The 10,666-nt window shown below is 76.5% G+C and carries 11 protein-coding genes and 1 riboswitch; all 11 genes read right to left on the reverse strand.

What is annotated here, in order from left to right; all coding sequences use genetic code 11:
• Window positions 1-39: 39 nt before the first annotated feature.
• The 11 genes from NR072_RS02830 to NR072_RS02880 all read right to left on the reverse strand — a co-directional run bounded on the left by NR072_RS02830 (window position 40) and on the right by NR072_RS02880 (window position 10,453).
• Window positions 40-324 (reverse strand): hypothetical protein, encoded by a 285-nt coding sequence (locus NR072_RS02830; RefSeq protein ID WP_122054294.1) that lies wholly within the window; start codon window positions 322-324, stop codon window positions 40-42.
• A 546-nt stretch (window positions 325-870) separates the two neighbouring features.
• Window positions 871-1,353 carry a 6,7-dimethyl-8-ribityllumazine synthase gene (ribH, locus tag NR072_RS02835; RefSeq protein ID WP_036383758.1) on the reverse strand — a complete coding sequence of 161 codons (483 nt, stop codon included), beginning with the start codon at window positions 1,351-1,353 and terminating at the stop codon, window positions 871-873.
• Window positions 1,350-2,663, reverse strand: a complete 1,314-nt coding sequence (locus NR072_RS02840; protein ID WP_020624533.1) for a bifunctional 3,4-dihydroxy-2-butanone-4-phosphate synthase/GTP cyclohydrolase II — start codon at window positions 2,661-2,663, stop codon at window positions 1,350-1,352. Before NR072_RS02840 ends, ribH begins: the two co-directional genes overlap by 4 nt.
• Window positions 2,660-3,316, reverse strand: coding sequence for a riboflavin synthase (locus tag NR072_RS02845; protein WP_256836060.1), 657 nt, complete (start codon window positions 3,314-3,316; stop codon window positions 2,660-2,662). Before NR072_RS02845 ends, NR072_RS02840 begins: the two co-directional genes overlap by 4 nt.
• Complete coding sequence (ribD, locus tag NR072_RS02850; protein WP_256836062.1) at window positions 3,317-4,450, reverse strand: bifunctional diaminohydroxyphosphoribosylaminopyrimidine deaminase/5-amino-6-(5-phosphoribosylamino)uracil reductase RibD; 1,134 nt, start codon at window positions 4,448-4,450, stop codon at window positions 3,317-3,319.
• Complete coding sequence (gene pnuC / locus NR072_RS02855) at window positions 4,447-5,151, reverse strand: nicotinamide riboside transporter PnuC (RefSeq protein ID WP_036383761.1); 705 nt, start codon at window positions 5,149-5,151, stop codon at window positions 4,447-4,449. Before pnuC ends, ribD begins: the two co-directional genes overlap by 4 nt.
• Window positions 5,152-5,233: 82 nt before the next feature.
• Window positions 5,234-5,378, reverse strand: a riboswitch (FMN riboswitch).
• Between the two features lie 94 nt (window positions 5,379-5,472).
• On the reverse strand, window positions 5,473-6,144 hold the full coding sequence (gene rpe, locus NR072_RS02860) for a ribulose-phosphate 3-epimerase (protein ID WP_216880376.1): 672 nt from the start codon (window positions 6,142-6,144) through the stop codon (window positions 5,473-5,475).
• 16 nt (window positions 6,145-6,160) lie between these two features.
• A complete protein-coding gene (locus NR072_RS02865) occupies window positions 6,161-7,792 on the reverse strand; it encodes an RsmB/NOP family class I SAM-dependent RNA methyltransferase (RefSeq protein ID WP_256836066.1) in 1,632 nt (543 codons plus the stop codon).
• Window positions 7,789-8,889 (reverse strand): methionyl-tRNA formyltransferase, encoded by a 1,101-nt coding sequence (locus tag NR072_RS02870; protein ID WP_123244427.1) that lies wholly within the window; start codon window positions 8,887-8,889, stop codon window positions 7,789-7,791. Before NR072_RS02870 ends, NR072_RS02865 begins: the two co-directional genes overlap by 4 nt.
• The gene (gene def / locus NR072_RS02875; RefSeq protein ID WP_078026257.1) at window positions 8,886-9,470 is read right to left on the reverse strand and encodes a peptide deformylase; all 585 of its coding nucleotides are present in this window, start codon (window positions 9,468-9,470) and stop codon (window positions 8,886-8,888) included. The genes NR072_RS02870 and def overlap by 4 nt, the downstream gene beginning before the upstream one ends.
• The gene (locus NR072_RS02880; RefSeq protein WP_078026256.1) at window positions 9,467-10,453 is read right to left on the reverse strand and encodes a cytochrome; all 987 of its coding nucleotides are present in this window, start codon (window positions 10,451-10,453) and stop codon (window positions 9,467-9,469) included. The genes def and NR072_RS02880 overlap by 4 nt, the downstream gene beginning before the upstream one ends.
• Window positions 10,454-10,666: the final 213 nt, after the last annotated feature.

Here is a 10,666-nt window from a genome sequence, read left to right on the forward strand (position 1 = left end):
ACATGTCCCCAGGGTCTCAGCTGACTCGTGCATCTATTCTCAGACACGCCCTAGGGCTTCGATGACCGCGGCCTGGCTGGGCGTTGCCGGGTTCGTGGCGGCCTCTCGACGCACCGCGTCGCGGATCGCTTCGGGCACTCGCACGTTCAGGGCCACGGTCGGCGCCCCACGCCGCGCCAGGGGCGCATACCCACCGGCCGGGTCCGAGGTCGTTGCCGGTTCTGCGGGGATCACCGCTCCGGGAGCCGGGGTCTGGGGGGCCGGGGTGGGCTTGCGTCGCTGTGCTCGCAGACTCAGGTCGGGCTCAAGCTGCTTCTCGTTCATGCGGTGATCCTTTCGAAGATGAGGCCGGCCAGGTCGGCGTAGGCGGAGGCGACGGGTTCGCGCTTCTCATAGTGGCCCAGCCAGTCGCAGGCCAGACGTGCACCGGGGACGATGGAGCGGGCCGGCACCAGGGGGGTGAGCAGCAGCCCGGTCTCGCGCAGCTCCCAGCAGGGCCATGGACTGTTTGAACGCGGCCACGCTGCGGCAGGCTCCGTGCACCCCGACGCAGTCGTCCGAGGCGGGGCGGGCCGCATAGATCACCCGTCTGCGGCGGTGAACGCGTTGGGGGTCAACGGCCCGCCCTGACGGTCGGGGCAGTGGACGACGAGCTGTGGATGCCGCGAGAGAAACGAAGGGCGGGGGCGTCTCGTCTCCGCCTCTATCGTCGGGTCCCCGCGCCCTCCGGCCGACCCCATCCATGACGGCGCGGGGCTGCCGGCGTTCCGGACGGGCCCGGTTGACCGGCCTGCGATCACCCCACCGGCCCCGGGGACAGGGTCCACGTCGAGAGCAGCCGACCCAGCAGGCAGCCCCGCCCGGCCACCCTCAGTCCCGTGGCGTGACCGAGCGCAGCGCGAGCTCGGTGAGGACGGCCGCCTCGAGGGCCTCGCGGCCCTTGTCCTCGCGGGATCCGGGCAGGCCCGCCCGGTCGCGGGCCTGCTGGTCGGTGTCCACGGTGAGCACGCCGAAGCCCACGGGAACGCCGGTGCGCACCGAGACCTCCGTCACGCCCTGGGTCACGGACTGGCACACGTAGTCGAAGTGCGGGGTGTCCCCGCGCACCACGACGCCCAGGACCACGACGACGTCGAATCGCTCCGCCAGCCGCGCCGCGGCGACGGTGAGCTCGACGGTGCCGGGCACGCGCACGAGCACGGGCTCCAGGCCCAGGTCGGCCGCGGCGGCCTGCGCCCCGGCGATCAGCCCGTCCATGATCTCCGTGTGCCACTGGGCGGCGACGATCGCCACGTTCAGGCCGCTCGCAGCGGCGGGGTCGGGGGTGAAGGTCGGGGCTCCGGCGCCGCTCATGGGGTGTCCTCCTGGTGGGTGGGGTGGGTCGGGTCGGTGGTCGGGTCATCGGCCGGCGTGGCGGGGCCGCCGGTGGCCGTCGGCGGTTCGAGCACGCGGTCCGCCAGGGCGTGGGCCATGCGGTCCCGCTTGGTGCGCAGGTAGACGACGTTGTGCTCGGTGACGGGCGTGGGGGCCGGGACACGCTCGACGACGTCGATGCCGGCCGCCCGCAGCCCCGCGACCTTCGCGGGGTTGTTGGTGACCAGGCGGATGCGCCGATGGCCGGCGGCCGTGAGGACGGCGGCGGCCCCGGCCCAGTCGCGCGCCTCGGCGGGCAGACCGAGGGCGAGGTTGGCCTCGACGGTGTCCATCCCCTCCTCCTGGAGCCGGTAGGCGCGGATCTTGTTGGCCAGGCCGATGCCGCGTCCTTCGTGGCCCCGGAGGTAGAGGACGGCGCCGCCCTCGGCCGCCGCGCGGGCAAGTGCGTCCTCGAGCTGGGGGCCGCAGTCGCAGCGCAGGGAGCCGAGCACGTCGCCGGTGAGGCACTCCGAGTGCACGCGGACGGTGAGGGGACGCTCCGGGTCGGTCTCCCCCGCCACGAGCAGCAGGTGCTCAGCCCCGGTCTCGGCGTCCACGTGCACGCTCACGCGGAACAGGCCGTGCCGGGTCGGCAGGGTGGCCTCGGCGGGGACGGCGGTCAGGGTCGGCGTCGTCTCCTCCAGGTGGGCCACGAGGTCCTCGATGGAGATGAGCACGAGGCCGTGCTCATCGGAGAACTCCCGCAGGGCGGGCAGGCGCATCATGGTGCCGTCGTCGTGGACGAGCTCGGCGATGGCGGCCACGGGCGCGACGCCGGCCAGGCGGCACAGCTCGACGCCGGCCTCGGTGTGGCCGCGGCGCGCCCGGACGCCGCCGGGGACGGCGCGCAGGGGGAACACGTGACCGGGCCGGGTCAGGTCACCGGGGGCGGCACCGGGGTCGGCGAGCACGCGGAGGGTGCGGGTGCGGTCGGCGGCGGAGATGCCGGTGGTGACGCCGGCGGCGGCGTCGACGGACACGGTGTAGGCGGTGCCCTTGGGGTCCTCGTTGACGGTGGTCATGGGCGGCAGGGCCAGGCGGTCGGCCAGGCCGGCCGGCAGGGGCGCGCAGATGACGCCCGAGGTGTGGCGGACGGTGAAGGCGGTGACCTCGTCGGTGGCCAGGGCGGCCGCGTAGATCAGGTCGCCCTCGTTCTCGCGGTCGGCGTCGTCCACGACGACGACGGGCCGGCCGGCAGCGATCGCGGCGATCGCCGCGGGGACGGGGTCCAGACGGATGTGCTCGCTCACGGGCGGGCCTCCTCGGTGGGTGCGGCGGGGGCGGACGGGATGAGCGCGAGACGCTCGGCGTACCGGGCGAGCACGTCGGTCTCGAGGTTGACGCGGTCGCCCGGCCGCAGGGCGCCCAGGGTGCTGGCCTCGAGCGTGGCCGGGATGATGCCGACCTCGAACCAGTGCGCGGCCGCGCCCGGGTCGGAGACGGCGGTGACGGTGAGGGAGACGCCCTGCAGGGCGATGGCCCCCTGCGCGGGGACGTAGCGGGCCAGGCGGGCGGGCAGGCCGATGCGCAGGGTGGTCCAGGCCCCGTGCGGGGCGACCGCGAGGACCTCGCCGGTCCCGTCCACGTGGCCCTGGACCACGTGTCCGTCCAGGTGGTCGGTGGGGCGCAGACAGCGCTCGAGGTTGACCCGGTCCCCCGGGGCGCGGTCGCCGAGGCTGGTCATCCGCAGCGTCTGGCCCATGAGGTCGGCACGGAACACGCCGGGGCGCTCCGCGGGTCCGTCGAGGGCCGTGAGGCACACGCCGTCGACGGCGAGCGAGCCGCCGGCGGGGAGCCCGTCGAGGGCGCCGCCGGCGTCGAGGGTCAGCAGGGCAGTGTCGGCGGCCGCGTCGTGCTCGAGGGCGACGACGGTGCCGAGATGGGTGACGATGCCGGTGAACACTCAGTCCTCCTGGAAACGGGTCGGGGCGGGGGCGGTGGGCAGGCGCGGGGCCGGCACGGGGCTCAGGTGGGTCCAGACGTCGTCCCCGAGGGCACGGACGGGGCCACCCTCCGCGGGGTCGGGGTGCCAGCGCAGTGCCTCGGACAGCGTGGCGATGTCCAGGCCGGCGACGGCGGCGCGGCCCGGGCCGAGCAGCAGGGGCGCGGTGTAGACCATGAGCTCGTCCACGAGGCCGGCGCGCAGCCACGCGCCCAGCACGCGGGGCCCGCCCTCGATGAGCACGTGCTCGGCACGGCGGCCGTGGGGCCAGGGCCCGGGATGGGCGGCGAGCGCGGCGAGGACGGCGTGCGGGTCGTGGTCCGGCACGTGCAGCAGGACCGGGTGAGTGCGCAGGGCGGCGCCGTCGGGCACGGGCCGGTGACCCTGGACGACGGGCACGGGCTGGTGCGCGAGTTCGGCGCCGGCGGCGTCACGGGCGGTGAGGCGGGGGTCGTCGGCCAGCACGGTCCCCGTGCCGACGACGATGGCGTCGACGCGGGAGCGCACCTCGTGGGCGTGGACGCGGGAGTCCGGGCCGGTGATCCACTGGCTCGTGCCGTCGGCGGCCGCGGCGTGGCCGTCGAGGGACTGGGCGAGGTGCCCGGTCACCCACGGGCGGCCTGCGTCGCGGACCGCGCGCCAGCGGGCGGTGAGCGCGAGTGCGGCCGCCTCGCCGGTGGGGCCGGTGACGCGCACCCCGTGCGCGGCGAGGCGGGCCGCGCCGCCGCCGTCGTGGCCGGTGGGATCCGCGACGGCGTAGCGCAGTGCGCCGATCCCCGCGTCCAGGACGGCCTGCGAGCAGGGGCCGGTGCTGCCGGTGTGGTCGCAGGGCTCGAGGGTGACGTGCAGCGTCAGGCCGGCGGGGTCGAGGGCGGCCAGGGCCGGATCCGTGGAGCGGGCGGCCCGCCAGCGGGTCAGGGCGTCGACCTCGGCGTGGGCGGTCCCCCGTCCGCGGTGGTGGCCGACGGCCAGGACGCGGCCGGCCGCGTCGGTCAGGACGGCCCCGACGAGGGGGTTGGCGCCGCGCACACCGCGCAGCGCGGCGCGGACGGCGAGGTCCATGGGGTCGGCGGACGGGGTCTCGGCGGCGCTCATCGGGCGACGTCCCCCTCGGGGCCGTCCGGCAGCAGCGTCTCCACGGCGGGCTTGTCCCGGTCTGTGGCGCGCAGCCACACGAAGAAGCCGATCAGGGTGAAGGCGCCGTAGAAGGCGTACATCACGGCCGAGGCGTAGTAGCCGGTGCTCCACAGCAGGGGCACGCCGACGACGTCCACGGCCACCCAGATCAGCCAGAACTCCACCCAGCCGCGCGCCATGCCGTAGGTCGCCAGCAGCGATCCCACGAACGTCCAGGCGTCCGCCCACACCGGCTCCCACGAACCCAGCGCGCGGAACATCGGGGTGAGGGCGACGGTGCCGACCGCCATGGCCGTCACGAGGAACACGCGCCCGCGCCAGCCGGCCCACTCCGGGGTGATGGCGGGAGCGTCCTCGGCGTGGCCCCGGCGGGCCTGACGCCAGCGCGCCCAGCCGTAGACGGAGACGGCGATGAACATGACCTGTCGGCCGGCCTGGCCGAGCAGGGTGGCGTGATCCGCCCCCGTGAACAGGGAGGCGAGGAAGACCGTCAGCAGGATGAGGTTGCCGAGGATGCCCACGGGCCAGGCCCAGACCCTGCGCGCCATGCCGCCCAGGGCGGAGGCGAGGCCGAAGACGTTGCCCAGCACCTCGCGCATAAGCAGGCCGCCGCCGGCGACCGGGATGGTCCAGTTGAACGCGTCCACCAGCCAGTCCATGACCGTGACGCCACCTCCTCGGATCGGGACTCCGAGGGGTGCGCTCCGCAGCCCTCCCGCGCAGGGCGCGGAACGGCTCCGCCGCGTGCCTCTCCCATCCCGACTGTACGGTCGGCACCGGAATTCCACCGGTCAGGCCGCCCGGCACCGCCTCGGATGAGGACGGGCCGTGCGGTTAGCGGGCTGTCACCGCCGGTGCGGACTTCCACCGCATCTCGGAGCACGTTGCTGTCCAGCAGTATCGCACGCCCGGCCGGCCGCGCATGCCGGACGTCGCCGGGCGACGTCCGGCGCGGCGGGCGGGCGACCGCGTCGCCGGGCTCAGTGGCAGGCGCGGGCGGCGGCGGTGCGCAGGCCGACGAGCGCGGCGTCGGGGTCCGCGGCGCCGAACACCGCGGAGCCGGCCACGAACACGTCGGCCCCGGCCTCGGCCGCGCGTTCGATGGTCTCCCGGTTCACGCCGCCGTCGACCTGGAGGGCCAGCGGGGCGGGCCCGCCGTCGAGGGCGCGGCGGGCCCGGCGGATCTTCGGCAGCACGACGTCGAGGAACGCCTGCCCCCCGAAGCCGGGCTCCACGGTCATCAGCAGGAGCATGTCCAGCTCCGGGAGCATGTCCAGGTAGGGCTCGACCGCGGTCGCCGGTCGCAGCGCCATGCCGGCCTTCGCTCCGGCCGCGCGCAGCTCGCGGGCCAGCCGGACGGGCGCCGCCGAGGCCTCGGCGTGGAAGGTGACGGACTCGGCCCCCGCCTCCGCGTAGCCGGGCGCCCAGCGGTCGGCGTCCTCGATCATCAGGTGGAGGTCCAGCGGCAGGTCCGTGGCGCGGCGGATCGCCTCGACCACGGGCAGGCCGAGGGTGAGGTTCGGGACGAAGTGGTTGTCCATGACGTCCACGTGCACCGCGTCCGCACTGGGGATGCGGGCCAGCTCGTCGGCGAGGCGGGCGAAGTCCGCGGACAGGATCGAGGGGTGCAGGCGCGGGGGGCGGGCGGTCATGGTCGGGTCCTCTCGGTCAGGCGCCGGGGGCGCGCAGCAGGGCCAGGAACATGGCGTCGGTGCCGTGCCGGTGCGGCCAGAGCTGGGCCGTGCGGGCGACCACGTCTCCCGGCTCCGGCGCGCCGGCGGGTTCGGCCTCGTCCAGGCGCAGGTCGTCGAGTGCGACGGCGTCGAGGGCGGTGCGGGCGTCGAGCAGCTCCAGCTCGGGGTGGCGGCGCACGAGGTCCTGGACCTGGACGACGGTCTCCGCGACGTGCGGGGAGCAGGTCACGTAGGCGAGCACCCCGCCGGGGGCGAGGACGGAGACCGCCGCGTCGAGCAGCTCGGCCTGCAGGCCGGTGAGCTCGGCGAGGTCGGCCGGGGTGCGGCGCCAGCGCGACTCGGGTCGGCGGCGCAGCGCACCGAGGCCGGTGCAGGGGGCGTCCACGAGGACGCGGTCGAACGCCGGGGCCGCCTCGGGGGCGTCGGCGATCGTGCGGCCGTCCCCGGCCCGGACGGTCCAGGCGTCGGCGGGCACGGCGGCGAGTGCCTGCCGGACGAGGTCGGCGCGGTGCGGGGCGACCTCGTTGGCCACGAGCGTCGCCCCCCGCTCCGCGGCGAGGGCGGCCAGCAGGGCCGCCTTGCCGCCGGGGCCGGCGCACAGGTCGAGCCAGCGCTCGGCCCGCCCCTCGGCCGCGGGGACGGGTGCCTGGGCCAGGGCCCGGGCGGTGAGCTGGGAGCCGGCGTCCTGGACGCGGAGCACGCCCTCGCGCACCCCGGGCAGGCGGCCGGCGTCGCCGCCGGAGTGCAGGGCGGAGTCCGGGGCCAGCGGCCCGGGTTCGGCGCCGTCGTCGAGGGCCGCGGCGAGCGCCTCGGCCCCACCGGCCACGGGCAGGGCGACGAGGTTGACCACGGGCGGGGCGTTGTCCGCCTCGAGCAGGGCGGCCAGCTCGGCGTCGCGGTCGGCGGTGTGGCGGGTGCCGCGGTGGGTGGCCAGGGCCTGGCGCAGCGCGCGGACGATCCACACCGGGTGCGAGGCGCGGACGGCCAGGGCGGCGTCGCCGCCGTCGGCGGGGGCGACGTCGGCCAGCCACTCCTCGAGGGGGCGTTCGGCGACCCGACGCAGCACCGCGTTCACGAACCCGGAGGCGCCGGCCCCGATCTCGGCGCGCACGAGGGAGACGGTGGCGTCGAGGGCGGCGTGGGCGGGCACGCGCATGCCCAGCAGCTGGTGGGCGCCGAGCCGCAGGGCGTCGAGCACGGGTGGGTCGATCTTCTCGAGCGGGCGGTCCACGCAGCGGGTCAGGATCGCGTCGTACAGGCCGAGCCCGCGCAGGGTGCCGTAGGCGAGTTCGGTGGCGAAGCCAGCGTCGCGCCGGTCGAGGCGGGCCTGGCGGATGCGCGCCGGGAGGACCAGGTTCGCGTACGCGTCCTCGGCGTGGACGGAGCGGACCACCCCGAACGCGACGCGGCGCGCCGGGTCGGCGGTGCGGGAGCGCTGCGACGGCGCCTGCGCCGAGTACTTCCGCCCGGCGCCGGAGCGACCCCGGTTGCGGGTGCGCCCCTGCGCATCCCGGCGGTCCTGGGGGTCTGGCCGGGGTGCGCGGCCGCGTTCTCCGCGGGCCCCTCGCTCGCCCCGGCCCTGTCCTGGCTGTCTCTCGCGGCTCATGCGCGCGCCTCCTCGTCCTGTGCCGTGGCGTTCCGCGCGGCCTCGCGTGCCGCGGCCCGGGCGGCGGCCTCCCGGCGGGCCTGTTCTTCGTGGTGGGCGAGCGCCTCCCCGGCCAGCAGCGCGGCCCCGGCGGCGGCGCCGCGCGCCCAGTCGGCGGCCGGCATCAGCTTCCTGCCCGCCGGCTGGACTCGGGAGAGCCGGACGGCCCCGCCGGCGGTGCGCAGCCAGGCGGCCTTCGCGGCCACCAGGATCTGCCCGGGAGCCGCGGCATCGAGGGCGGAGGGCCAGCCGTCGTCGCCGGCGCTGACCGGGGCGACGCCGTCGAGCTTGAAACGGGCCGGGGCGGCGCCGTCGTCGGCGGTCAGCCAGCCCCAGGCGCCGGGCTCGGGGGTGACGCCGTTGATCCGGGCGGCCACCTCGGCCGCCGGGCGGGCGGGGTCCACCAGGCCGTCTGCGGCCGTGAGCTTCGGCGCGTGGGTGGGTTCGCCGCGCTGGGGCGTGGCGGTCGCGGTGCCGTCCGCCAGGCGGTCGAGCACGTCGATCACGAGCGGGCCGCCGCGCTCGGCGAGGTCGGTGAGCACGGCCCCGGCGGTCTCGTCGGCCGCGACGGGGCGGGTGAGCCGGGCGAAGACGGGCCCGGTGTCCAGGCCCTCTTCGAGCTGGAACACGTCGGCGGCGATCTCGGTCTCCCCTGCCATCACGGCGCGCTGGACGGGGGCGGCGCCGCGGTAGGCCGGCAGCGCGGAGAAGTGCAGGTTGAGCCAGCCGTGGCGGGGGGTCTGCAGGGCCTCGGCGGGCACGAGCGCCCCGTAGGCGACGACGACGGCCACGTCCGCCTCGAGGGCGCGGATCGCCTGGAGGGCATCGGCGCCCTCGGGTCCGCGGAGTCGGTCGGCCTTGAGCACGGGCAGGCGGGCCTCCTCGGCCACGACCGCGACCGGCGACGGGGTCAGCACCCGCCGGCGCCCGACCGGGGCGTCCGGCCGGGTGAGCACGCCGACGACCTCGTGGGGTGAGTCGAGCAGGGCGCGCAGCACGGGCACGGCGGTCTCGGGCGTGCCGGCGTAGAGCACGCGCAGGGGCGTCGGGGCGGTCATCGGGCGGCTCCTGTTCCGGCGGCGGGGGCGCCGGGGGCGCCGAAGACCGAGCTGACGGCGGCCGCGCGCGCGGCCCCGATGCGGCGAGCGGCGCGGTCCACCTCGCCGGCGCGCATGCGGCGGCGGGCCTCACGGCGTTCCTCGCCGTCGAGGCGGTCGACGTAGAGGATCCCGTCGAGGTGGTCGGTCTCGTGCTGGAGGCAGCGGGCGAGCAGGCCGGTCCCCCGGTGCTCCACCGGGTTCCCGTCCACGTCGGTGCCGCGGACGACGGCCTCCGCGGCGCGCGCCGGGTGGTAGCGCAGCCCGGGCACGGACAGACACCCCTCGCCCGGCTCCCGCAGCGCCTGCCCGGCGGTCTCGAGCACGGGATTGACCACGTGCCCGGCGACGCCGGCGACGTCGAACACGAAGACCCGCAGACCCACGCCCACCTGGGGCGCGGCCAGGCCCACGCCCCCGACGGCGTGCATCGTCTCGATCATGTCCGCCACGAGGGCGCGCACGTCCGCACCCGCGGGCACGGGCGACGCGGCGGTGCGCAGGACGGGGTCGGGGATGGTGCGGACGGGCAGGACGGTCACGCCGTCACCCTATCGCCGCCCTCGGCAGACGCCGGGCGCGACGACAACCCGTCGGGCGCCACGGCCGGGGCGGCGTGGGAGCCGCCGCCGAACGCCGCGGCGCGCACGGCCTGCAGACCGGTGGCCGCCGACACCGGGACCGACGGCGGAGGCGGGCCGATGACACGGAGCGCGGGGCCGGCGTCGTCCACGGCCTGCGCGTGCTTCCAGACCTGGCGCAGGGCCCAGAACTTGTGCCAGTGGCGGGGCAGCACGCCCGGGTTGGCCTGGTGCACGGCGACCTCGGTCTCCCCCAGGGCGACGCCGAGCAGCATCTCGGCCTGCCCGTGCCGCCACTCCTCCCAGGTGCCGGCCTCGGGATCCACGAGGGACTCCTCCGCCTTCAGGCCGGCGGTCAACTGCATGACCACCTTGGGGTCGAGCGCCTTGACCCGTCCGTCCCGCCCCGTGCCCTTCGTCTTGTAGTCGATCAGGCACAGCCGGCCGCCGATTCGGGCGACGAGGTCCAGCGTGCCCGCGTAGCCCACCGTGTGGTTCCAGACGGTGATCTCGGCCGCGATCGGCCGGACGTCGTAGAGGTCCCACCACTCGTCGAAGCGGTCCGCGTAGGCGCCCTCGCCGTGCTCGATCAGCCGGGCCCGGGCCTCCGCCATGGTGTGGGGGCGGCCGAGGGCGCGCTGGGCCACCTGCTCGGCGTAGTCGTGCACGCGGTCCCCGCGCTCGGCCGCGGCGTCCCGGTAGCGGGCGGCGGCGTCGGCGGACTGCCGGGCCACCTGCTTCAGGCGCGCCGCGGAGCCCACCGATTCCGCCAGGCGCGGATCCTGGGTCACGGACTGGGCCGCCATCCACCCGACCCAGCCGTCCAGGTCCGTCTTCTCCATGCCGATCACGGTGGTGATGGACGGGACCTCGGGCAGGCCCGAGAGGGAGCGCGCGTACATGCGTCCGTGGGGGGTCTGATGCGCGAGGCGTGGCTGGGTCATGGTCAGCCATTCTGGCAGGGTCCCCGGACCCCCGACGGGGTGGCCCGACACGCCTCCGGACGCCGATTTTGCATCCGGGCGGAGATGGCCTAGAGTTCTTTCTCGTTGGAAAACGCAGGTGAGCGGCTCGGACGAGCGGATCCCGGCGGCACCGACGCGCGGATGTAGCTCAGTTGGCTAGAGCGCCACCTTGCCAAGGTGGAGGTCGCGAGT

Source organism: Micrococcus sp. Mcc89 (assembly GCF_024519795.1).
In the GTDB taxonomy this organism is placed as follows: domain Bacteria; phylum Actinomycetota; class Actinomycetes; order Actinomycetales; family Micrococcaceae; genus Micrococcus; species Micrococcus luteus.

What these genes read in the sequence shown, in the direction of transcription:
- NR072_RS02880 (WP_078026256.1), bottom strand. Translation starts at nt 10,453, where the DNA reads ATGACCCAGCCACGCCTCGCGCATCAGACCCCCCACGGACGCATGTAC.
- ribD (WP_256836062.1), bottom strand. Translation starts at nt 4,450, where the DNA reads ATGAGCGCCGCCGAGACCCCGTCCGCCGACCCCATGGACCTCGCCGTC.
- pnuC (WP_036383761.1), bottom strand. Translation starts at nt 5,151, where the DNA reads ATGGACTGGCTGGTGGACGCGTTCAACTGGACCATCCCGGTCGCCGGC.
- rpe (WP_216880376.1), bottom strand. Translation starts at nt 6,144, where the DNA reads ATGACCGCCCGCCCCCCGCGCCTGCACCCCTCGATCCTGTCCGCGGAC.
- NR072_RS02865 (WP_256836066.1), bottom strand. Translation starts at nt 7,792, where the DNA reads ATGAGCCGCGAGAGACAGCCAGGACAGGGCCGGGGCGAGCGAGGGGCC.
- NR072_RS02870 (WP_123244427.1), bottom strand. Translation starts at nt 8,889, where the DNA reads ATGACCGCCCCGACGCCCCTGCGCGTGCTCTACGCCGGCACGCCCGAG.
- NR072_RS02830 (WP_122054294.1), bottom strand. Translation starts at nt 324, where the DNA reads ATGAACGAGAAGCAGCTTGAGCCCGACCTGAGTCTGCGAGCACAGCGA.
- ribH (WP_036383758.1), bottom strand. Translation starts at nt 1,353, where the DNA reads ATGAGCGGCGCCGGAGCCCCGACCTTCACCCCCGACCCCGCCGCTGCG.